The 22,681-nt window shown below is 70.8% G+C and carries 17 protein-coding genes and 4 pseudogenes; 10 read left to right on the forward strand and 11 right to left on the reverse strand.

Annotation, left to right across the window (positions count from 1 at the left end; all coding sequences use genetic code 11):
• The first annotated feature begins 74 nt into the window (after positions 1–74).
• The 3 genes from ABZU99_RS05795 to ABZU99_RS05805 all read left to right on the forward strand — a co-directional run bounded on the left by ABZU99_RS05795 (position 75) and on the right by ABZU99_RS05805 (position 4,483).
• Positions 75–1,226 carry a hypothetical protein gene (locus tag ABZU99_RS05795; RefSeq protein WP_356045370.1) on the forward strand — a complete coding sequence of 384 codons (1,152 nt, stop codon included), beginning with the start codon at positions 75–77 and terminating at the stop codon, positions 1,224–1,226.
• A gap of 170 nt (positions 1,227–1,396) precedes the next feature.
• Positions 1,397–4,177, forward strand: a complete 2,781-nt coding sequence (locus ABZU99_RS05800) for a sugar-binding domain-containing protein (protein ID WP_356045367.1) — start codon at positions 1,397–1,399, stop codon at positions 4,175–4,177.
• 147 nt (positions 4,178–4,324) lie between these two features.
• Positions 4,325–4,483: a hypothetical protein gene (locus ABZU99_RS05805; RefSeq protein ID WP_355947514.1), complete on the forward strand. Its 159-nt coding sequence runs from the start codon at positions 4,325–4,327 to the stop codon at positions 4,481–4,483.
• 15 nt (positions 4,484–4,498) lie between these two features.
• Here ABZU99_RS05805 and ABZU99_RS05810 read toward each other — a convergent pair.
• Positions 4,499–4,783: pseudogene (locus ABZU99_RS05810) on the reverse strand (EamA family transporter); the annotation flags it as partial.
• Here ABZU99_RS05810 and ABZU99_RS05815 point away from each other — a divergent pair.
• Positions 4,780–5,022: pseudogene (locus ABZU99_RS05815) on the forward strand (LysR family transcriptional regulator); the annotation flags it as partial. The pseudogenes ABZU99_RS05810 and ABZU99_RS05815 overlap by 4 nt on opposite strands.
• Before the next feature lie 21 nt (positions 5,023–5,043).
• Here ABZU99_RS05815 and ABZU99_RS05820 read toward each other — a convergent pair.
• The 4 genes from ABZU99_RS05820 to ABZU99_RS05835 form a co-directional block, all read right to left on the reverse strand.
• The gene (locus ABZU99_RS05820; protein WP_356045364.1) at positions 5,044–5,676 is read right to left on the reverse strand and encodes a C39 family peptidase; all 633 of its coding nucleotides are present in this window, start codon (positions 5,674–5,676) and stop codon (positions 5,044–5,046) included.
• A gap of 42 nt (positions 5,677–5,718) precedes the next feature.
• On the reverse strand, positions 5,719–6,582 hold the full coding sequence (locus ABZU99_RS05825; protein WP_356045361.1) for an SDR family oxidoreductase: 864 nt from the start codon (positions 6,580–6,582) through the stop codon (positions 5,719–5,721).
• A gap of 170 nt (positions 6,583–6,752) precedes the next feature.
• On the reverse strand, positions 6,753–7,550 hold the full coding sequence (locus ABZU99_RS05830) for a SigB/SigF/SigG family RNA polymerase sigma factor (protein ID WP_356045617.1): 798 nt from the start codon (positions 7,548–7,550) through the stop codon (positions 6,753–6,755).
• Positions 7,551–7,778: 228 nt separating this feature from the next.
• Complete coding sequence (locus tag ABZU99_RS05835; protein ID WP_356045359.1) at positions 7,779–10,076, reverse strand: glycoside hydrolase family 3 N-terminal domain-containing protein; 2,298 nt, start codon at positions 10,074–10,076, stop codon at positions 7,779–7,781.
• 187 nt (positions 10,077–10,263) lie between these two features.
• Between ABZU99_RS05835 and ABZU99_RS05840 the strand changes: the two genes are divergently transcribed.
• On the forward strand, positions 10,264–10,575 hold the full coding sequence (locus ABZU99_RS05840; protein WP_356045357.1) for a DUF2000 domain-containing protein: 312 nt from the start codon (positions 10,264–10,266) through the stop codon (positions 10,573–10,575).
• On the opposite strand, the gene ABZU99_RS05845 is transcribed toward ABZU99_RS05840, so the two are convergent.
• Positions 10,547–11,494, reverse strand: a complete 948-nt coding sequence (locus ABZU99_RS05845) for a ketopantoate reductase family protein (RefSeq protein ID WP_356045355.1) — start codon at positions 11,492–11,494, stop codon at positions 10,547–10,549. The genes ABZU99_RS05840 and ABZU99_RS05845 overlap by 29 nt on opposite strands.
• Positions 11,495–11,542: 48 nt before the next feature.
• On the opposite strand from ABZU99_RS05845, the gene ABZU99_RS05850 reads away from it, so the two are divergent.
• From ABZU99_RS05850 to ABZU99_RS05870, 5 genes and pseudogenes are all read left to right on the forward strand, one after another.
• Positions 11,543–12,157 (forward strand): CGNR zinc finger domain-containing protein, encoded by a 615-nt coding sequence (locus ABZU99_RS05850; protein WP_356045352.1) that lies wholly within the window; start codon positions 11,543–11,545, stop codon positions 12,155–12,157.
• 66 nt (positions 12,158–12,223) lie between these two features.
• Entirely contained in the window at positions 12,224–12,934 is a 711-nt protein-coding gene (locus ABZU99_RS05855) for a YoaK family protein (RefSeq protein WP_356045349.1), read from the forward strand.
• 112 nt (positions 12,935–13,046) lie between these two features.
• A complete protein-coding gene (sthA, locus tag ABZU99_RS05860) occupies positions 13,047–14,450 on the forward strand; it encodes a Si-specific NAD(P)(+) transhydrogenase (RefSeq protein ID WP_355947536.1) in 1,404 nt (467 codons plus the stop codon).
• Between the two features lie 86 nt (positions 14,451–14,536).
• Entirely contained in the window at positions 14,537–16,426 is a 1,890-nt protein-coding gene (gene dnaK, locus ABZU99_RS05865; RefSeq protein ID WP_355947539.1) for a molecular chaperone DnaK, read from the forward strand.
• A 1-nt stretch (position 16,427) separates the two neighbouring features.
• A pseudogene (locus ABZU99_RS05870) lies at positions 16,428–16,881 on the forward strand (SAM-dependent methyltransferase); the annotation flags it as partial.
• Between the two features lie 59 nt (positions 16,882–16,940).
• Here the strand turns inward: ABZU99_RS05870 and ABZU99_RS05875 are convergent.
• The 5 genes and pseudogenes from ABZU99_RS05875 to ABZU99_RS05895 form a co-directional block, all read right to left on the reverse strand.
• The gene (locus tag ABZU99_RS05875) at positions 16,941–18,416 is read right to left on the reverse strand and encodes an ABC transporter substrate-binding protein (RefSeq protein WP_356045346.1); all 1,476 of its coding nucleotides are present in this window, start codon (positions 18,414–18,416) and stop codon (positions 16,941–16,943) included.
• A gap of 5 nt (positions 18,417–18,421) precedes the next feature.
• On the reverse strand, positions 18,422–20,308 hold the full coding sequence (locus ABZU99_RS05880) for a hypothetical protein (RefSeq protein ID WP_356045343.1): 1,887 nt from the start codon (positions 20,306–20,308) through the stop codon (positions 18,422–18,424).
• A gap of 293 nt (positions 20,309–20,601) precedes the next feature.
• Positions 20,602–21,168 (reverse strand): annotated as a pseudogene (locus ABZU99_RS05885) (MFS transporter); the annotation flags it as partial.
• A 234-nt stretch (positions 21,169–21,402) separates the two neighbouring features.
• Entirely contained in the window at positions 21,403–21,741 is a 339-nt protein-coding gene (locus ABZU99_RS05890) for a putative quinol monooxygenase (RefSeq protein ID WP_356045341.1), read from the reverse strand.
• A gap of 139 nt (positions 21,742–21,880) precedes the next feature.
• A complete protein-coding gene (locus tag ABZU99_RS05895; protein ID WP_356045338.1) occupies positions 21,881–22,639 on the reverse strand; it encodes an IclR family transcriptional regulator C-terminal domain-containing protein in 759 nt (252 codons plus the stop codon).
• Between the last annotated feature and the right edge of the window lie 42 nt (positions 22,640–22,681).

Genomic DNA, 22,681 nt, shown 5'->3' on the forward strand with positions numbered 1-22,681 from the left:
CAGGAGCGGGACAACGATCCGGAGGCTTCCGGGTCGACCGGTTCCGGCTGTGTTTCCCCGGGTTGGGGGAGGTCATGGACGTTGGATTCCTGAAGCCGTTGTTCGACCGGCCCGGTCCCTGGGCGTGTGCGTACATCGACACCTCGCGGACGACGGAGGACGCGCCCACGCGGCGCAGACTGCGTGAGCGGTTCGTGGCCGACCGGCTGAGCCGCCAAGGCGCGGACCCCGCCACTCGCGACGCCCTGGTCGCCAGGCTGGCCGGTGAGCCCCCGGCCCGGCGGTCCGAGGGGCGGGCGCTGTTCGCCGCCGACGGAGAGGTGGTGCTCGATGTGCCGCTGGCCGTCTCGCCGGGCGATGTGGAGACCTCCTGGTCGCCGCTGCCCCGGGCGGCCCCGCTGGCCTCGCTGCGCGGCGAGTGGCCGTCGTGTCTGCTGGCCCACATCGACCGGGCGGGCGCCGATCTGGAGCTGCGGGACGCCGGCGGTGTGCGTCCGTCGGGCCGCGCCTCGGGCGGGTTGCGGCGGGCCCGGGGACACCGGTCCGTCCCCGCCGACCGCCATGAGTGGCACTACCGCAACCGGGTCGAGAACGCCTCGGAACATACCGCCGAACGGGTCGCCGACGAGATCCTGCGGCAGTGGTCCGACAGCGCCGCGCAGTTGCTGATCCTGACCGGCGATCCGCGCGAGCGCCGGGCGGTGCTCGACCGGCTGCCCGAGCCGCTGCGCGCACGGGCGGTCGAGGCACGGCACGGCAACAGGGCCCCCGGCTCCGCGCGGGAGCTGCTGGAGGCGGAGATCGACGACGCCTGCGAGGAGCACGCCCGCGCCCATCTGGAGTCCGTCCTCGACGCCTTCCGCGCCGGTCGCGGCCGCCCCGGCGGCCAGGGCGGCAGCGACCACCTCGGGGTCTCGCCCAGCGGGACCGCGGAGGGCGTGCCGGCGGTCGTGGAGGCGATGCGCAGCCACCAGGCTGCCACGTTGCTGCTGGGGCAGGCGGGGGGCGATGCCCGCCATGAGGTGTGGATCGGCCCCGACGCCGACCAGCTGGCCGTGCAGCGGGCCCAGGCGCGGGCGCTCGGCGTGCGCGCGCCCGAACCGGCCCGCGCGGACGATGCGCTGATGCGCTCGGCCGCGGTGGCCGACACCGAGGTGCTGCTGGTGCCCGAGGGCGTTCCGGGCCCGGCCGGGGGGCTGGGCGCGGTGCTGCGCTGGCACGTCTGAACGGGCGGATCATCGCTGAACGGGCCGGGGTGAGCCGCGCGGTGGGTTGACATGGTGCGATCACATCTTTACCGTCCAGAGTTTGTTAGGAAAGGTACTTAACGAACGACGATCGCGCCCCCATCCGCAGGCCCGCCCCATCCGCAGGCCCGCCCGTCAGGGAGACATCCGTGGTCCTCTCTCCGGCTCCACCGGCACCACTCCGGCGGCGGGCGCGAGCCCGCGTCCGCCGTGCCCTGACCGCCGCGCTCGCCGCCGGCGGCCTGCTGGTCACCGTCTCCCTCACCACGGGCGCCGACACGTCCCCGCGACCCCGGCCCGCGGACGCCACGGGCCCGGCCGCGGTGACCCGGGTCGGCGCGGCCCCCGGCACCGCGGTCCCGCTGGCGGGCTTCGCCATCCAGTCCTCGGCGAAGGTCTCCGACACCCCCGCGGCGATCTCCACCCCCGGCTACCCCGCGGCCGGCTGGCATCCGGTGGGCCCCCGCTCGACGGTGCTCGCCGGGCTGCTCGCGGCCGGCACCTACCCGGATCCGTTCTACTCGACGAACCTGAAGAAGATCCCGGCGGCCGACTTCACCGTGCCGTGGTGGTACCGCGGTGACTTCACCGTGGCGGACGCCTCCCGGCGCACCTCCCTGGACTTCAGCGGCGTCGTGTCCGCCGCCGATGTGTACGTAAACGGCCACCGGGTCGCCACCAAGGACCGGATCTCCGGCGCGTACACCCATCATGAGCGGGACATCACCGACCTGGTCAGGGCGGGCACCAACACGGTGGCGTTCCGTATCCAGCCCAACGACCCGCGCAGGAACCTCACCATGGGCTGGATCGACTGGCTGCAGCCCCCACCCGACGAGAACATGGGGATCGTCCGCGATGTGCTGATCCGCCGCGGCGGCCCCGTCGCGCTGCGCGGCGCGCATGTGACCACCCGGCTGGCCGTGCCGTCGCTCGCCTCCGCCGACCTCACCGTCAAGGCCGTGGCCCGCAACAACTCGGCCGCCCCGGTGACCGCCACCGTCTGGGGCACGGTCGGCCCCGCTGCGGTCAGCCGTACGGTGCGGCTCGCCGCACACGAGACCAGGACCGTCGCCTTCACCCCCGCGGACTTCCCGCGGCTGCACCTCGACCGGCCCAAGGTCTGGTGGCCCGCCGGGATGGGCGGCCGGCCGCTGTACGACCTCCACCTCACCGCCACCGTCTCGGGCACCGTCTCCGACACCGCCCATCAGCGCTTCGGCATCCGCGACGTCAAGGCCCCGCTGAACGGCGACGGCGCCCGCCAGTACGCCGTCAACGGGCGGCCGCTGCTCATCAAGGCGGGCGGCTGGTCCCCCGATGTCTTTCTGCGCTGGGACGCCCGGTCCGTGGAGGACCGGCTGCGGTACGCGCTCGACCTGGGCCTGAACACCATCCGCCTCGAAGGGCATATCGAGCCCGACGAGTTCTTCGACCTCACCGACCGTTACGGCGTTCTGGCCCTCCCCGGCTGGGAGTGCTGCGACAAGTGGGAGGGCCACGTCAACGGCGATGAGACCGGCGAGCCATGGACCGCCGCCGACTACCCGGTCGCCAAGGACTCGATGGCCGCCGAGGCCGCGCGGCTGCGCGACCACCCCAGCGTCATCTCCTTCCTCATCGGCAGCGACTTCCCGCCGGACGCGACCATCGAGAAGAACTACCTGGACGCCTTGAAGGCCGCCGACTGGCCGAACCCGGTCATCCCCGCCGCGTCCGCCAAGTCCTCCCCGCAACTCGGGAAGTCCGGCATGAAGATGACCGGCCCGTACGATTGGGTGCCGCCGGACTACTGGTACGCCAAGCGGGAGGGCGGCGCGACCGGCTTCAACTCCGAGGCCGGCGCGGGTCCCGACATCCCCACCCTCGACACGCTGCGCCGCATGCTGTCCCCGGGCGAGCTGGAGACGCTGTGGAAGGACCCGTCGGCCAAGCAGTACCACCGCTCCCCGTCGGCCACCTTCGGTGACCTGAAGCTCTTCGGCAACGCGCTCAGCGGCCGCTACGGGCCGCCGACGGGGCTCGCCGACTACGTGCGCAAGGCGCAGCTCGCGCGGTACGAGGCGGTGCGCGCCCAGTACGAGGCGTACGGCCGGAACTTCTCCGACCCCGACAAGCCGGCCACCGGTGTCGTCCACTGGATGCTGGGCAGCGGCTGGACCTCGCTCCACTGGCAGCTGTTCGACCGCTATCTCGACCAGGGCGGAGCCTATTTCGGCGCCAAGAAGGCCAATGAGCCGCTGCACATCCAGTACTCGTACGACTCGCGCTCCGTGGTCGTGGTCAACAACCGCCATGACGCCGCCGCCGGGCTCACCGCCCGGGTGAGCCTGTACACCCCCGGCGGCGTGAAGAAGTTCGACCGGAGCGCAACGGGCGTGGACGTGCCGGGCGACGGCGGCAAGGCCACCGCGCTGACCGTCCCGGCGGAGGTGAGCGGGGTGGCCGGCACGTATCTGGCCAAGCTCCGGCTCACCGACGGCGCGGGCAAGGAAGTCAGCCGCAATGTGTACTGGCTGTCCACCAAGAAGGACGTGCTCGACTGGGACCACACCGATTGGTACTACACCCCCACCACGTCCTACGCCGACCTCACCGGGCTCAGCCGCATGGCCCGGGTGCCCGTGGCCGCCACCGCCACCACGGCCACCGGCCCAGGAGCCACCTCGACCACGACCGTCACCTTGCGCAACACCGGCAGCGGCAGAACCCCGGCGCTGCTCGTCGACGCCCATCTGGTGACCGGCTCGGGCACGCCCGTGCTGCCGGTCCGCTGGTCGGACAACCAGGTCAGCCTGTGGCCGGGGGAGTCGGTGACGCTCACCGCCACCTACCGCACGGTGGACCTGAGCGGCTCGGCACCGTCGGTCCGTGTCTCGGGCTGGAACACCGGCACGCGGACCGTCCCGGCCGCGGGGGTATCCCGCTGACCACTCGGTGCTGAAATTCCGTCGGATTCCGAATTTCCCGGCGAGTCCGACACATTTCACAAGTTCACACTTTTGTATCCTTTCGTAAGCGCGTCATTCCCCCGCGTGGAACAGCCGCTGTTCGACGCTGACGAAAGGGGTTCCCCTATGCACACGATGGAGGTCCGCCCACCAGTACCCAACCGCTCCAGCAGTAGATGGCGCCGATACGGCCGGCTCGCCGCCGCGAACTTCGTGCGCGGCGCCTCCTATGCGTGTGGGACCGCCGCCATCGGCCTGATGGCCTGGTGGGTGCAGACCCACTGACCCGGTGAACCCGCGTCAGACGCCGCGGCGGCCCGACGCCAGGACGCTGACGGCGTTGCAGCCGACGACGGCGACGATCGCGGCCCAGGTGCTCCAGCTCAGGGACTCACCAAGGACGACCAGCCCTACCACCGCGGCCAGCACGGGATTGACGCTCATGAAGATCCCGAAGAACTCGGCCGGAACGCGCCGCAGGGCCAGCATGTCGGAGAGAAAGGGGACGGCCGAGGACAGGATGCCCGCCGCGGCCGCGCAGAGCAGCGCCTGTGCGGTCGGGGGGTTGTGGACCAGGACCTCGATGGCCCGCCATGGAGTACACCCAGGACGTGGACGACTGGCTCTCCGTCATCGCGACGGGCCGCTGCATCGGGATCACCGCCGAGTCCACCGTGACCCAGTACCGGCGCGCCGGTATCGTCTTCCGTCCGCTGCGTGACGCGGCCCCCATCCCGGTCCCGCTCATCTGGTGGCGCGACGACCCCCATCCGGCTGCCCCCGCCGCCGTCACGCTGCTGACCGACCTCTACCGCGCCTCCTGAGGGACACCGGACGCGCCGTGGTTACGAGACCTCAGGCCCCAGCAGGACCCCGCGCCCGGCGTAGAAGCGGTCGAGCCGGCCCCAGGGGACATGGGCGAACCTCTGGGAGTGGTCCGGGAACCCGGAGGGATTGTGGAGCACGACATGGCCGGGCGTGGCACCGACGGCGAGCACCAGATGGCCGCCGCGCCCAGGCGGCCAGGTCTCAGGGTCGCGGATGGCGGGGTGGACGGACAACATCGCCAGCCGGCCGGCCGCGAGCCGGCGCGGAAGCTCCTGGGCCGGCAGGCTCGGGCGCGACTGGGCGAACAGGTTCCAGCGCCGCCGCGCGTAATCGGCGAAGGGCGCGTAGATCAGCCCGTCCACGCGGTCCGCGTGGCGCACATAGGCGCCGGCGTCGACACACTCCTCGGCGAGCGACACAGCCGGTGGCGCCGTGCCCCGCCAGTAGTCCAGCGCCATGCGCAGACAGGCCATGCCGCACAGCCGCCAGGACCAGAAGGCGTATTCGGCGGGAGACGCGGCCCCCGACTTCTGCCACAGCGGATCGTCGGCCGCGGACACCGTGCCCGCGATGATGCCGGGAACGAGGTCGGGCGACTCCCACTGTGCGTAGTAGGGGACCGGATGCGTGATGGTGACGGCGTCGGACATGCCCATCAGTGTCGTCCGGCCCGGGCCCGTTTCCCGGATCCGTCAGCCACCTGTGGCGAAACCGGGGAAGAGCGTCATGCCGCCGTCCACGTAGAAGGTGGTGCCCACGACGTAGTCACACAGATCGGACGCCAGGACGACCGCGGCGTTGGCGATGTCCTGCGGGTCGCCGATCCGGCCGTAGGGGATGAGCTCCAGCAGCTTCTCCCGGGCCTCCGGGGGCTCCCACGCGGGACGGTTGATCGGGGTCCTGATGGCACCCGGGGCGATGGCGTTCACCCTGATCCGCTGGGGCGCGAACTCCTGGGCCAGGGTCTCCATCAGCATCGCCACGCCGCCCTTCGACGCCGCGTAGTTCACATGGCCGGCCCACGGGATCAGCTGATGGACCGAGCTCATGCAGATGACCTTCCCGGCCGCCCGTGAGACCTCCGGGACGACTCCCCGCCGCTGGAACTCCTTGATGGCTTCCCTGGCGCAGAGGAACTGCCCGGTGAGATTGACGTCGATGACCTTGTTCCAGTCCTTCAGCGTCATCTCCACCGTCGGGGCATCGCGCTGCAGACCCGCGTTGGCGACCATGATGTCGATCGTGCCCAGCCGGTCGATCATGGCCGAGACCATGTCGATCACCTGGTCCTCCTGCGACACATCCGCCTGGTGCGCGTAGGTCCGTACGCCGAAGCCCTCGATCTCCTTGACGACGGCCTCGGCGGCGGGCCGGTCGGAGACATAGTTGACGACGACATCCGCGCCGGAGCGGCCCAGGGCGATCGCCGTGGCCTTTCCGATCCCCGAGTTGCCCCCGGTCACCAGCGCTTTCTGGCCTTTGAGGAGCTCTGGCGCGTAAACGGGAGGGGGACGATCGGGAACGGTGTGCACTGGGCTTCTCCTTCGCTCGGACATCCAGGCCCGCGCACCGACCCTCGCAGCCCAGTGCGGACATCGTCGCCCGCCACCGTGCCCGCATCACCCACAAAGGCGACGCACATCGTTCCAGCGGCGCAACGCGCCGCGCACAGGCCGGGCGGGTCGGGACCGCCGCCCCGGTCCCGACCCGCCCGCATCCGGACGGCTCAGGCGGTCTCCGCCATGGCCTGGGCCCGCAACGACGAGCAGGTGCGGTTGATGAGACGGGAGACATGCATCTGGGAGATGCCCAGCTGCTCGGCGATGCGGCTCTGCGTCATGTCGCAGAAGAAGCGCATGTAGAGGATCTGCCGCTCCCGCTCGGCCAGCCGGGTGAGCGCCGGCCGTACGGCCTCGCGGTTCACCACCCGGTCGTACGCGGGCTCCTGGCCGCCGAGCGTGTCCGCCAGCGAGTAGCCGTCGTCCGCGCCGGGCAGCTGGGCATCGAGGGACAGCGGGGTGAAGCTGCCCATGGCCTCCATACCGGCGCGCACTTCCTTCTCGGTGAGGCCGGTGCGCTCGGCGATCTCCTCGGTGCGGGGCGGGCGGTCGTCGAGCGAATGGGACAGCTCGCGGTGGGCGGCCCGTACCCGGTTGCGCAGGTCCTGAACCCGGCGCGGAACATGTAGCACCCACAGATGGTCCCGGAAGTGCCGCTTGATCTCACCCACGATGGTGGGCACCGCGAACCCCGCGAAGGCTGTACCGTGCTCCGGGTCGTACCGCTTGACGGCCTTGACCAGGCCGAGCGCGGCCACCTGTTCCAGGTCCTCCAGGGCCTCGCCGCGGTTGCGGTACTGCCGGGCCAGCCGCTCGGCCATCGGCATCCACGCCTCCACGACCCGCTGCCGCAGCGCGTCCTTCTCCGGCCCGTCCGGGAGCCGGGCTATCTCCTTGAACTCCGCGCTGGTGTCCGGTGCGTCGTCGTGCGGATGCTTCGTGGGGCTGGTCTGGGGCCGTGCCATGTCCTGCGCCTCGGTCGTCACGGAACACACCTCCTGCGATGGGTTGACGGGTCGCCTGGGACCGTGGATCGCATCGCGGGAGCGTAAACGTGAGCAGGACCGGACCAGAGGCCGCGCCCGCCCTGGGAACAGTCAGACTGCTCCTGCGGTGCGTGCCTCTGGTCCGAAGCACGAAATACCGCCTGCCCCGGGCCCCGGGGGGTAAACAAACCGAACCGGCCCGGCCCGCTAGGTGATCGTCAGGGTGCGCTCGGCCTTCGCCAGGGAGCTGTTCCCCGCGAAGAGCTGGATCTCGCCCTTCTCGACGCGGAGTTCGCCGTGCGGGTCCTGGGTCCAGAAGCCCAGGTCCTGGACGCCCAGCCGGAAGCGGACCGTGACGCTCTTCCCGGCACCGAGGCCGACCCGGCGGAAGCCGCAGAGCCTGCGGACCGGTTGCACGAGGCTCGCCACCGGATCGCGCAGATACAGCTGCACCACCTCATCGCCCGCGCGCCGGCCCGTGTTGCGCACCGAGACCGCCACCTCGACAGTGTCGCCCTTGCGCAGCGCGTCGGCCCGGATCCGGCTCACGCTCAGCTTCGGTGGACCGATGTCGAAGGTGGTGTAGCTGAGTCCGTAGCCGAAGGGGAACCGCGGGCCGTTGGTGAGGTCGAGGTACTTCGACGTGTAGTGGTTGGCCGGGTCGTAAGGGCGCCCGGTGTTCTCGTGGTTGTAGTAGATCGGGATCTGCCCGACCGAGCGCGGGAAGGTCACGGGGAGCTTGCCACCGGGGTTCACGGTGCCGAAGAGCACCTCCGCGATGGCGCTGCCGCCCTCGATGCCCGGATGCCATGCCTCGAGAACGGCGGGTGCCGAGTGCAGCCAGCCGCCCATCGTCAGCGGGCGCCCGTTGAGCAGGACGACGACGAAGGGCGTGCCGCTGTCCGCGATCGCGGCGATCAGCTTCTCCTGTTGTCCGGGCAGGCTGATGTCGCTGCGCACGGACGCCTCCCCGCTGAGCGTGGATCCCTCGCCCACCACGACGATCGCCACATCGGCCGCCCTGGCCACCGAGACCGCCTTTCTGATACCGCCGGTGTGCTCGCCGGTGGCGTCCACCCCCTGGGCGTGGGTGACATGGGCCTTGGGTGCCGCGTGCTTGACCCCGTCGAGGATCGTGACCGGGCGGAACTTCGTCGCCCAGGGTCCGGCCCAGGCGCCGCGAAGGTCCGTGGAGTCGCCGAAGGGGCCGATCACGGCGATGGCGGCGGAGGTGTCGAGGGGGAGCGTCGACTTCTCGTTCTTGAGCAGCACCATCGTCTGCGCGGCGGTCTCGCGCGCCGCGGCCCGGGTCGCCTTCGTGGGCCCGGTGATCGCCGCGTCCTCGTCCGCGTAGGGGTGGGCGAAGAGCCCGAGCCGGAACTTCAGCCGCAGGATGCGGGCCACCGCGTCGTCCAGCCGGGCGGTGGTGATCCGTCCCTCGCGCAGCAGCCGCTTGCCGTACCCGGCGATGGTGGTGCTGGCCATCTCCATGTCGACCCCGGCGTTGAACGCCAGCCGGCCCGCGTCGGCGCGGTCGGCGGCATAGCCGTGGTCCGTCATCTCCTGAACGCCGTTGTAGTCGCTGACGACGAAGCCGTCGTAGGACCACTCGTCCTTCAGGACGGAGGTCAGCACATGCCCGTTGGCATGGGAGGGGACCCCGCTGACGGTGTTGAAGCTCGCCATGGTGGTGGCCACCCCGGCGTGCACGGCCGCCTTGAACGGCCCGAGATAGAGGTTGCGGAGCCGGGCCTCGGAGACGTCCACCGTGTTGTAGTCGCGCCCGCCCTCGGCTCCGCCGTAGGCGACGAGATGCTTGGCGCACGCCGCCACCCGGTCCTTTGCCCTCAGGTCGTCGCCCTGGTAGCCGCGGGTCTTGGCCGCCGCGAGCGCCCCGGTCAGATACGGATCCTCGCCGTTGCCCTCGGCGATCCGCCCCCAGCGCGGCTCATGGGTGACGTCCATCATCGGGGAGAAGGCCCAGTGCACCCCGTTGGAGCGCGCCTCCTTGGCCGAGACCTCGGCGTCCCGCTCGACCACGGCCGGGTCGAAGGAGGCCGCCTGCGCCAGCGGTATCGGGAAGGTGGTCCACAGACCATGGATGACATCGAGCCCGAAGATCAGCGGGATGCCCAGACGGGACTTCTCCACGGCCAGCCGCTGCAGCGTGTTGGTGGTCTTGGCCCCGTAGATGTTGAGGACGGAACCGAGTCTGCCCGCGCGGGTCGCCTTCTCCGCCGCGGCGGTCTGGCCGCCGCCGGGTCCGGTGTCGCCGGTCCAGGCCAGCTGCTGCAGCTGGCCCAGCTTCTCCTCGACCGTCATCCGCGCCAGCAGCGCTTGGATCCTGGCCTCGTACGGGCCGGCCGGTGGCGGTGGTGGCGGTGCCTTCCCCGCGCCGCCCGGGGAGCCGGGCGGACCCTGGGCGCGGGCGCGGCCGGCGGCCTTGCCCGCGACGGCCGTGCCACCGGCCGCGGCGAGCACCGTACGTCTGCGGACACCAGTCATGGTCTTCGTCCCCTGAAGAGACTTGACGCGTCGGTCTCCTGCCAACGTACGACACCCGCGGCATCCGGGCTCCCGCACGGTGTTCGCCCAGGTCAGGCCAGTGACGGAGGTGCTACCGCCTACGCCGGGACGGCGCGGGACGCTCGGCGGCCGGACCATGCCGGACCATGCCGGACCATGCCGGACCATGCCGGACCTCGTGGGGCCGGACGGCGCGGACGGATCCGGCGCCGTCCACCCGGGGCTGCCCTGGGCCGGCTGCTCGATCCTGGCAGCCGGCCCGCGGGCCCTGCGCGAGCTGCGCGCCAAGGCCGCCGGGAAGGACGGCCTGTTCATGGTCGACATGCCCGCGCAGGCCCAGACCTCGCGCGTCTACGACGAGTACCTCGCGCGCCTGGCGGGCACCACGTCCGAGGACCTCGACTGTCTGGCGGTCAGCCTCGTCGGCGCGCGCAACAAGGTCGGCAGGCTCATCGGGCGGCTTCCGCTGCTCGGCTGACCGGCTCGCCCAGCGCGTAGGGGGAGAGGACGTCGGCGATCGCCCGGTTCCGCGGGGTGTCGACGCCCAGCTCGGCGCCGAGCTCGGCCACCGCTCCGCTGAGCCAGCCGAGTTCCAGACGGTTGCCCCGGTCGAGGTCGTTGTGCATCGAGGAGGTCATTTCCGCGGGCAGAGTGTCGCAGAAGGCGAGCCGGTCGTCGGCGAAAGCGGGGTCCAGGCCCACCCCCTTGGCCCGCCCCACGGCGACCACCTCCCGCATCACCTCATGCAAGAGCGACCGCGACCCGGGGTCGCCGCGCACCACTCCGATGGGCTGCCGCACGGCCGCGGTCGTGCCGGAAAGCCCCACCAGGAAGACGAACTTCTCCCAGATGGTCCGCTCGATGTCCGCGCTGATCCCGGCGTCGATGCCGGCGTCCCGGCACCGGTCGAGGAACGTGCGGACACGCTCGGACTCGGTGCGGTCGTACTCTCCGAACACCAGCCGCTGCAGTGTGCCGTTGTGGACGACGACCCCCGGCTCCTCGATGAAGGCGGAGATGTAGCAGACCCCGCCGAGCACCGACTCCGGCGGCAGATGGCGACGCAGCACCGTGTCCTTCTGGACACCGTTCTGGAACGAGACGACGGTCGCCCCGCCCTCGGCGAGGGACCGCAGCTGCCGGGCGACGTCCTCGGTGTCCCACAGTTTCACCGCCACGATGACGAGGTCCGGGGCCTTTATGTCGGCGATGGCCGGAACCACCGCGTCCGGAGAGACCCGCAGCTCTCCCAGCGGGCTGCGCACCGTGAGGCCCTGCTGCCGTATCGCCGCCAGATGTCTGCCCCGTGCGACGAAGGTGACGTCGTCACCCGCGGCGGCGAGCCGCGCGCCGAAGTAGCCCCCGACGCCCCCTGCCCCGACGACCGCGATCCGCATGATGCCCCCTCATGTCTTAGTAACCGTATCAGCGGTTACTCTATCCTCGTGATCCCCTCGACGCAGCCCTCTCCACGACCGCGCGTCACCGCTCGGCTGCGGGCGCTGCGCTTCGACGCCGGCAGCCTCGCCCTCAATCTGATCGCCACCCTCGGGCGGCGGAACAGCGCCCCGATCGAGCGGCTGGGCACCCGGGAGCGGCTGCGGGAGTGGTGTGACGGCGTGGGGCTGCGGCCACATCCCAGGGAGGTCACCGACGAGCTCCTGGCCGAACTGCACGAGGTGCGTGAGGCGGCATGCGCGATCGTGGCGGCGGTCGTCCACGGCGGGACCCCGCCGCCGGAGGCCGTCGCGCTGCTCAACGACCGGGCGCGCCTCGCCCCGCCGCGGCCGGAGCTGCGCATCACGGACGACGGTGTCGGAGTCGATCCCGGCCCCGCCCTGACCGGCCGGGAGCTTCAGTCCGTCGTCGTGCGCGATCTCATCGCGCTGATCGGCGATCCGGAGCGGCGCCCGGGCTTGCGCGTATGTGAATCCCCGCTGTGCTCCATGCTCTACCTCGACCGCACCGCCGCGCGCCGCCGCCGGTGGTGTTCCATGCGGCGCTGCGGCAACAGCGCCAAGGCCGCCAAGTTCCGGAACCGCCAGGCCACCGCGGTATAGGGCCGGGCCCGGCCGCTGTTTCCCGCCGCCCACCCAAGGGCACCCGGGCCGACCGGAGGGGTGCCGATGGCCGAAGAGACCGATACCGCGCCCGTCGGGCGGGCCCGGGGCGCCGGCGGGCTGATGGCCGCCGTCGCGCTGACCGTGGCGACCGGTGCGATGGACGCGATCAGCTTTCTCGCGCTGGGCGGCGTCTTCACCAGCGTCATGACCGCGAACCTCTCCCTGCTCGGCCTCTCCGCGGGCTCCCATGACCCGGATCGGGCCCGCGACGCCGCGGTGGCCATCGCGGGCTACATCACGGGCGCGCTGGTGAGCGGCCGCATCGTGCGGGGGAGTGGGCCGGCCTGGCGGGCCCGCGGCGCCCTCGGTGTGGAACTGCTCGCGCTGGGCGGACTGTGGGCGGTGTGGACGGCCGCCGGAGGCCATCCCACGGGGGGCCGTCAGCTGGTGGTGCTCGCGGTGGCCGCGCTCGCCATGGGCGGCCAGAGCGGACTGGTGCGCGCCATCGGGCCGCCCGGGATGTCCACCACCTATCTCACCGGCGTCCTGACCGGTCTGCTGGTCGATCTGGTCCTCAGCGGCAAGGTCCGCTGGATCAACACCGCGCTGCTGGCCGCCCTCGTCGCGGGCGCCGCCGCCGGCGGGCTCCTCGTCGCCCACGCCGCACGGGCCGCGCCCGCCCTGCCGGCCGGGCTGGTCGCCCTCGTCCTGCTGGCCTCCCTGACCTCCCTGGCCAGGGACGATCACGGCCGCCTGTGGCCGCACGCTCCGTAGGGGGCCGGCACACCGGAAACCATGCGCCGCGCCCCAAGTCCCGGTGAACGTGCGCGGATTGACCGGCGGCTTGCCCTTCCAGGCCGGTGGCATCGGGTGTCAGACTCATCCCGTGACCGACTTTGACATGATCGTAATCGGGTCCGGTCCGGGTGGCCAGAAAGCGGCCATCGCCGCGGCCAAGCTCGGGCGCCGGGTGGCTGTCGTCGACCGGCCGGACAGGGTCGGCGGGGTCTCCCTGCACACCGGGACCGTGCCGTCCAAGACCCTGCGCGAGGCGGTCCTCTATCTCACCGGACTGACCCAGCGCGATCTGTACGGCCAGAGCTACCGGCTCAAGGAAGAGATCACCGTCGCGGATCTGACCTCCCGCACCCAGCATGTGGTGGGCCGCGAGGTGGATGTCGTCCGCGGCCAGCTCTCCCGCAACCGGGTCGCGCTCCACGCCGGGACCGGACGGTTCGTCGACGAGCACACCGTGGCCGTGACGGACGCGACGGGCCAAGAACAGCTGCTGACCGCGCGCCACATCGTCATCGCCACCGGAACCCGCCCGGCCCGCCCGGCGAGCGTGGAGTTCGACGAGCGGACGATCATGGACTCCGACTCGGTCCTCAATATGGAGCGGGTGCCGCGCTCCATGGTCATCGTGGGCGCCGGGGTGATCGGCATCGAGTACGCCTCGATGTTCGCAGCCCTGGGCAGCAAGGTCACCGTGGTCGAGCAGCGCGAGGGAATGCTGGACTTCTGCGATGTCGAGATCGTGGAGGCGCTGAAGTACCGGCTGCGGGATCTGGCCGTCACCTTCCGCTTCGGCGAGACGGTCGCGGCGGTCGAGCGCCATCCGCGGGGTGCCCTGACCGTGCTGGAGAGCGGGAAGAAGATCCCCGCCGACGCCGTGATGTACTCCGCGGGACGGCAGGGGCTCACCGATGGGCTCGACCTCGGCAGGGCCGGGCTGACGGCCGACCGGCGGGGTCGGATAACGGTCGACGAGCACTACCGCACCTCGGTTCCGCACATCTACGCGGTCGGCGATGTCATCGGATTCCCGGCACTGGCCGCGACCTCCATGGAGCAGGGGCGGAACGCGGCCTACCACGCCTGCGACGAGCCGGTGAACCCGATCCACGATCTGCAGCCGATCGGGATCTACTCCATTCCGGAGATCAGCTTCATCGGCCGGACCGAGGACCAGCTGACGGAGGAGCGGGTGCCGTTCGAGGTGGGGGTGGCGCGCTACCGCGAGCTGGCCCGGGGCCAGATCGTCGGCGACTCGCACGGCATGCTGAAGCTGCTGGTCTCACCGGATGACCGGCGGCTGCTCGGGGTGCACTGCTTCGGCACCAGCGCGACCGAGCTGGTCCATATCGGCCAGGCCGTGATGGGGTGCGGCGGGACGGTCGACTATCTGGTGGACGCGGTGTTCAACTATCCGACCTTCGCCGAGTGCTACAAGGTCGCCGCTCTCGACGCCACGAACAGGATGCGCGAGATCGACCATCTGCGGGATTGACCGGGCCGCCCTCCCGGCGGGCAATGGCATTCCGTCTCAAAAATACCTTTTGGGATACTAGGAGGCAGACCGGGAGGAGTGCTGAAATGACGCGCGCAGTCGGTATTGACCTGGGAACGACGAACTCGGTGGTCTCCGTTCTGGAGGGCGGTGAGCCGACCGTCATCACCAACACCGAGGGCGCCCGGACCACCCCCTCGGTGGTGGCCTTCGCCAAGAACGGCGAGGTGCTGGTGGGCGAGGTAGCCAAGCGCCAGGCCGTGACCAATGTGGAGCGCACCGCGCGGTCGGTCAAGCGCCACATGGGGGACGAGGGATGGCGGTTCCCGGCCACCGGCGAGGTGGACGGCAAGCGCTACACCGCTCAGGAGATCTCCGCGCGGGTGCTGCAGAAGCTCAAGCGCGACGCCGAGACGTATCTCGGTGAGGACGTCACGGACGCCGTGGTCACCGTCCCCGCCTACTTCAACGACACCCAGCGCACCGCCACCAAGGAGGCGGGCGAGATCGCCGGGCTGAAGGTGCTGCGGATCATCAACGAGCCGACGGCCGCCGCCCTCGCCTACGGCCTGGACAAGGAGAACGACCAGACCATCCTGGTCTTCGACCTCGGCGGTGGCACCTTCGACGTCTCGCTGCTGGAGATCGGCGAGGGGGTCGTCGAGGTCAAGGCCACCAACGGCGACACCCACCTCGGCGGCGACGACTGGGACCAGCGGATCGTCGACCATCTGGTCACGCGGTTCAAGAACGGTTACGGCATCGACCTGTCCAAGGACAAGATGGCCGTCCAGCGGCTGCGCGAGGCCGCCGAGAAGGCCAAGATCGAGCTGTCCGCGGCAACCGAGACCACGATCAATCTCCCCTACATCACCGCGTCGCCCGAGGGCCCGCTGCACCTGGACGAGAAGCTCAGCCGCTCGCAGTTCGAGCAGCTCACCGAGGATCTGCTGGAGCGCACCAAGGCCCCCTTCCACCAGGCCGTCGAGGACGCCGGGGTCAAGACCTCCGATATCGACCATGTGATCCTGGTCGGCGGCTCGACCCGGATGCCCGCGGTGACCGGACTGGTCAAGGAGCTGACCGGCGGCAAGGAGGCCAACAAGGGCGTCAACCCGGACGAGGTCGTCGCCATCGGCGCGTCCCTCCAGGCCGGTGTCCTCAAGGGTGAGGTCAAGGACGTCCTGCTGCTGGACGTCACCCCGCTGTCCCTCGGCATCGAGACCAAGGGCGGCATCATGACCAAGCTGATCGAGCGCAACACGACCATTCCGACCAAGCGCTCGGAGATCTTCACCACGGCCGAGGACAACCAGCCGTCCGTGCAGATCCAGGTCTTCCAGGGCGAGCGTGAGATCGCCGCGTACAACAAGAAGCTCGGGATGTTCGAGCTGACCGGTCTGCCGCCGGCCCCGCGCGGCGTGCCGCAGATCGAGGTCGCCTTCGACATCGACGCCAACGGCATCATGCATGTCTCGGCCAAGGATCTCGGCACCGGCAAGGAGCAGCGGATGACCGTCACCGGTGGCTCCGCGCTGCCGAAGGACGACATCGACCGCATGATGCGCGAGGCCGAGCAGTACGCGGAGGAGGACCACAAGCGCCGCGAGGCCGCCGAGACCCGCAACCAGGCCGAGCAGCTCGTCTACCAGACCGAGAAGCTGCTGCGCGACCAGGCGGACAAGGTGCCGCCAGACGCCCGGCAGGAGGCCGAGTCGGCGGTCGCGGACCTCAAGGAGCGCCTCAAGGGCGAGGACACCACCGCGATCCGCGAGGCCATCGAGCGCACCGCGGCGGCCGGTCAGAAGATCGGCACGGCCCTCTACGCGCAGGCCCGGCCGCAGGGCGACGGCGCGGGGCCGACCCCCGGATCGGGCGCCTCCAGCGACGGCGGAGACCAGGCCCGCCCGGGTGACGAGGAGGTCGTCGACGCGGAGATCGTGGACGACGACAAGCCGAAGGGAGGCGCCGCCTAGGGTGACCGGATACGACAACATACGGCTCGACCACACGGGCCAGGCCGAGGCATTCGATGCCATAGGCGACCGCTACGACGAGGCCTTCCCGAACAAGGACGGACAGCTCGCCGCCGACGAGTGGCTGACCGGCGCTCCCGGCCGGATCCCGGGTGCTGGATCCGGGCTGCGGCACCGGGCTGCCGACCGCCCGCCGTGACCGGGCCGGAAGGCGGATGCCGCTCCCCGGCGGTCGGTTCGCCCTGTCGATGGTGGAGGCGGACGGGGACGACTTCGCGATCCCCTTCCTCCGCCTCCTCCGCCGCACCAGCCGGATCTCCGGCTATCCGCGCGACGACCTGCACCAGGTCGTCGAGGCGGCCGGCTTCGAGATCGTGGACGAGTCCTCGTACACCTTCGCACCGGCGACCTCGGATGTGCCGCCTGAGGAGCAGATCTTCCTTCACTGCAGACGAGGCGGACGACTGACATCCGCCGTGGTCGCAACGCTGTTGTCAACTGAGGCCGGCCTGGCTCACTGCTTCCTGGGCGGCTCGCCGCGTGGTGCCGACACCTCCATCAGCTCCGACTGCCCCTTGCGATTGAGATGCAGGATCGGGACCGCCTTGTTGCGTGGATTGCCTTGGTTCTGGAACGAGATGAACCCGCTCGCCCCGGCCACCTGCTTGCGACCGTCCATCTGATGGAACATCCGCCCCACCGCGTCCCCGGTCACCTCGCCCCGCCAGCCCGCCGCCATCTGAATGCCATGGGCGGCGGTGAGAACCGCGTCATGGCCCATGACGGCCTGGCCGTCATAGCGGGGATCGTTGGGGAACCACTGGGCCAGCAGGCCACCCGGCTGGAAGTGGCGGGCGGAGGGACCGGAGACATGGAGCGGATCCTTCCGCCACATGTCGGGGTGCGCGAGGCCCGTATAGAGCATCCGCACCCCGCTCTCGGCGGCGTGCTCGAGCTGCTTCGGCGTCAGGTTCGAGGTGTCGTCACCGGCCATGACGGTGAACTTCCGCTCCTGGCACGGGCGGTTGGCGATCGCGTCCAGAAACCGGGTGAGATGCTTGCCTCGCCCCGCGAAATACACGACCTCCGGCTTCTGGTCGCACAGTTGGCCGGGCATATAGTGCAGCTCGTTCTCCCAGGCGCTGGGCACCGAGGAGTCAAAGGTCATCCGGTCCGCCACCAGTCGGTGGCCCTTGTTGTCCTGGAAGACCTCGGTGAAGGCGTCACCGAGGGTCTTGGCGTAGTAGTTGCTCTTCGCGTCGTCCTGCACGACGACCGCCGTACGGACCTTCTGCCGCTTGAGGTAGTTGGAGGCCGCGTACGCCTCGTCCACATTGGTCGGGGAAACCCGTACAAAGCCCTCGATGTCCTTGATGTTGGTGGCTGTCATGGTGCTGGCGACCAGGGCGAGGCCATGGTCGGAGAGCCGGTTCAGCGCGGACAGGGTGCGCTCGGTGCTGGGGCCGAGCCCGGCGACCGCGACCAGCTTGTCGTCCGAGTCCTTGACGTCGATCAGCTTGCCGACAGTGTGCTCCCAGTGCGCGGCGTTGCTCCCCATGTTGGCGATCAGCAGCTTGATCTTGGGGGCGGCGGAGAGGTCGCCGCGGTTGTGCCGGTACTGCGCGAGATAGGCGCCCTCCAGCTCATGGCGGACCGACTCCTCGGAGTTGCTGTCGTCGTCGGTCAGCGTGAAGGAGGTCATGTAGGCGACGCTGACATACGGTTCCTTGTCCGCGTTCCCCTCGACCCGGTCGTTCTCCGCCTTGATCTTGGCCTCCACGGCCCGCAGATGCTCCGCGAACAGGTACGAGCCGTCGGTGACGCCCACACACTCGCCCCCGCCCTCCTTCACGACCCCGTCGCCGCAACGCGCCCGCATATCACCGAACCAGTGCACGGTGAGCGGGATCCCGACCGCCAGCACGGCGAGGACGACCGCCCCGATCACCACACGCCGCACGATGTGCAGCGGCCATTCGAGCCTTGGCACCCGGCTCACCCCTCGCTTGTGAACGTCAGCGGATGGCGCCAGTTGCGGTACCGCTCCGCCTCGTTGAACAGCGCCACGATGTCGTTCCTCCGCAGTCGTGACAGCTGGTTGAAGCCGTCGGCGATCATGTTGTTCAACCGCATCCCGGGGTCGGCGAGCGGATCGCGCCACACCCAGCGCGCCGTGATCAGCTCCCGGATCACCGAGGCGGTGGTGACAACGTCCTCAGGCTCGTCCGGAGCGAGCGCGGCGAGCAGGTCGAGCGGCCCGCCGACCGGCCCCAGCCGATTGGGCGCCGCCGTGATCAGATTGAACTCGCTGATCCACTGCGCCGCCGGCACCACCGGGAACCGCGCGACCAGATACCCGGTCACCTCGTCCATTCGCTCCGCCGCCAGCCGGTGATACATCTCCTGGACCGTGCGCCCCTCGGCCCGGAAGTGCTCGGCCAGCAGCTCGTGCACCGTGTTCCAGTCGTCCGGGCGTGCGGCGAGCTGCCACAGCAACAGCCGCCGCAGCCACGGGTGGAACATCGGGGTCACGGTGCCCGGGCTGAGCAGCAGCCAGCGGCTGCGGATCTCGCCGAACAGCCAGTCGCCGGTGCTCAGCAGCCGGGTGCCGGCAGCCAGATCGCGCGCCGCGGCGCACTCGGCGAGCGTGGCCCGCTGCGCCCCGTCGAAGCCGTGCAGCAGATGGTCGAGGGCCGCGTCCGCGAGCGACCGGGTTTCCTCGCCGTTCCGCAGCGCACGGTCGGGGAGCGTGCGCAGCCACCGGTCCTGCTCCGGGCCCTCCTCGGCGGGCACTGCCGACTGCCGTAACAGCTCCAGCACCTGATGGACCGCCCTGGGGAGCCCCGAGGTCAGCCGGTGAATGAAAGGCGCGAGCCGGGTGAACGGCGCGAGGTCGGGATGGTGGCGCAGCTCCAGCTCGATCCGGATGCGCACCTCGTCAAGATTGAGGTCGCGCAGCCGCAGCGGATACCACCAGGTGTCATCGCTGTCCCGGCCCGGCCGGTGCTCCCTCCAGTCGGCCAGCGAGGCCCGGTCCGGGCCGCGCAGCCGCCACGGCCACTGGTCACCCGTGGCCGGACCCCAGCGCGGCAGCCACCGGTTCGAGCTGGCGACGACGGTGAGCGGATCGCACACGGCCCCCGCCACCACGGCGTCGTCGTGGCGCGCGCGGATCAGCAGATCGAGAAAGTGACGCCCGTCCTCCGTGTGAGCGTTGTCGAGCAGCAGAAGATAGGAGCGGGGCATGAACGAGCGGTCCACTTGGGAACGCACGTCCTCCAGGAGAGCCGAGAACAACACCCGGTCCAGCCGCTCCTGGTCCTCCTCATCGCCGTCGTGACGCCAGAGATTGAGCTCCACCAGCGCCTCCCACGGATCCCGGCTGCGCAACAGGGGATGGCCGCCGTACCAGGTGGCGCTGCCGGTGAACTTGCGGCGGCCCGGCAACCGCCTTCGCCCGCGCCGCAGCGCGTCCCGCAGCAGCGCGAGCGCCGCCGTGGAGGCGCCGTCCGGCGCGCCCACCGCGCCTCCGGCCACCTCGAAGAACGCGGCCAGATAGTCGCCGTAACGCGCCTCGGCCTGCTCCTGGAGTGCGTCCAGCTCCCGCCGGATGATGCGCCGCCCCTGTGCCAGGTTGGTCATCCGCAGCTCGTGGTCGGAGGCGAGGAGTCCAAGGGTGAGCCGGGGGAAGGAGGAGCGGCGGTAGGCCGGGAGCTTGCGCTCCAGCTGGCGGGCCAGCAGCGCCAGCGCGTAACGCGGCAACAGCGACTGCTCACCGCCGAGATTGACATACGCGAACGGTGTGGTGGGGCCGAACTGCTCCATCACCGCGCTGTGCGCCTCGCTGGCGCCGCTGCCGCGCGGCCCGAGCAGCGTGATCACGGGTCGCTCCGCGGCAGGGGGCAGCTTCAGGCACTCGTCGACCAGACTGATGATTCCGCTGCGGCCTCTCAGACCGCCACCCATACCGGATTCCGCCACGCGTCCCCGTCCCCCCGTTCGGCAACTACCGTGAGTTTACCCGTCTTCACCGACTTTGATCCATCCATGAACACTTGTACGGATCAGCGTCGAAAGATCTCCAATCGGGTCGGCGCCGGCCGCCCCGGGGTGACCGACCCCAGGACGTTGGGGCGACGGGCACCGGTGCAGGACGGAGCCGTACCGGCCAGCTCCTCGCTCATCACCGTGGCCAGCGCCGCCGCCATTCCGGCCCCGGCCAGCAGCCCCAGCGCCACGGTGAACGACTGCCACGCCCCGTACAGCCCGCGCCGGCCCGGGGGAGCGAACTCCGTCATGATCGACACCGCGCCGCCGAACTCCCCGCCCGCGGACAGCCCTTGCAGGATCCGCACCAGGGTGAGCAGCCACGGGGCGGCCGCGCCCAGCGTGGCGTACGTGGGCAGCACACCGATCAGCGTCGTGGCCCCGGTCATCAGCAGCACCACCACGATCAGCGTGGGCCGGCGGCCGAACCGGTCGCCGGCCCGGCCGAAGACGGCGGCGCCGATGGGGCGGAAGAAGAAGACGAGCCCGAACGAGGCATAGGTCTTGACCAGGCCCTCGATCTCGCTGCCGCCCTCGGGGGTGAAGAAGTTCACGGCGATGATCGTCGCGAAGAAGCCGTAGACGCCGAACTCGTACCACTCGATGAAGTTGCCGACCGAGCCGGCCACCAGCGCGCGGCGCGAAGCCCGCCCAGCCGTCTGTGCGGACCATCCGGCCGGATCCGCTGCGGAAATGGTCACATCTGGGCCCTTTCAGCCGTCACCGCCTCAGGGGGAACGTGGTGTCCGTACCCCTCAACGCGGGCGGTTACCGGTCGGGCCGGGCCTTCGGCGGGCCGGGGCAGCGCCGTCCTGAGCGTGCTGAAGGGCGGCTCCTAAGCGGATGCGGTGAAGTTCGCCGCTGACCCCTCGCCGTGGCCGAGGGCTTGGACGCCGAGAAGGATCAGCACTTGACTTCGCCGTAACCGCTCAACCCGCGGACGGGTGGCGGGGAGACAGCTCGGTCATGGCGTTCCAGCCCTGTCCCGGCACCTCCGTGTTGACGATCTGCGGGGTGGTGGCGATCGCGTCGGCCATCGTCTCCATGGCCGTACCGAAGTGCTCGCTGTGCACATGCGCCGCGCCCGCCTCCGCGTCGGCGAAGGCCTCCAGCAAGACGTACTGGTGCGGGTTGTCCACGCTGCGGGACCACTCGAAGAACAGGTTGCCCGGCTCCTCGCGGGTGGCGCGGGTGAAACCGTCGACGAGCGCGAGCCAGTCGTCGCTGTGCTCGGGACGGACCGTGAACTTGACGGCAATGAAGATCATGGGTGTGGCTTTCGGGAGGGGACACGGGCTGCGAGCCGCCGCGGGCGGCTCCCCTGCCACTGTGCGGCCCGGACAAGTCCCCCGCACCTCGCGGGCGCCCGGATTCCGCCACTGCCGGAAAACCCGCGCCCCGAACCCCTCAGAGCCGGGCCGCCATCCGTGTGATCACCGCGCGCAGCTCGCCGTGGCGCCTGCGGAACTCGCTGGTGGGCAGCGACACCGACAGGGCGTGCAGCACCCCGCCCGGCCGCGGGCCCGGAAGAGGCACGGCCAGACAGGAGTAGGCGGGATCGGCCTCGCCGACCGACACGGCCACGCCCTCATCCCGCACCCGCGCCAGCTCGGACGCGAAGCGCTCGGCGCTGGTGATGGTCCGTTCGGTCAGCCGCGCCATGCCGTGCGTGTCCAGATAGCGCCGGCGTGCCACCCGGGGCAGCTGCGCCAGCAGCACCTTGCCGTGTGCCGTCGCGTGCGCCCGTACCTCCGGGCCGAGGGTGAAAGGGGCGTCGGTGGCCGTGGCCGTCGCCGTGGTCGTGGTCGGCCTGGTGGAGTCGATCACCGTGATGCCACCGTCCCGGTAGGCCGTGAAGTACGCCTGAACACCCGTGGCCCGGCGCACCCGCAGCAGCGATTCGCCGATGCCGGGGCCGACGCGCAGATACCGCTGGAAGGAGCGGTGCAGCGCCAGCGCCTGCGGGCCCAGGGCGTAGCCGTCGGCGGTGCGCACCAGATGGTTGCGCGCGGTCAGCGGGCCCAGCAGGTGGTAGACGGTGGACAGCGAGCATCCGAGCTTCCGGGCGAGCGCCTTCGCGGTGACCGGGCGTGCGGCCTCGGCCACGGCGTCCAGGATCTCCAGCGCGCGGTCGACCGACTGCGGGCCGGGGGCGGGGTCGGGCATGCGGTGCGCTGTCCTTTCACGGGTGCGGAACGACGGTCCAGC

Source organism: Streptomyces sp. NPDC005266 (assembly GCF_040607655.1).
Classification (GTDB): Bacteria; Actinomycetota; Actinomycetes; order Streptomycetales; family Streptomycetaceae; genus Streptomyces.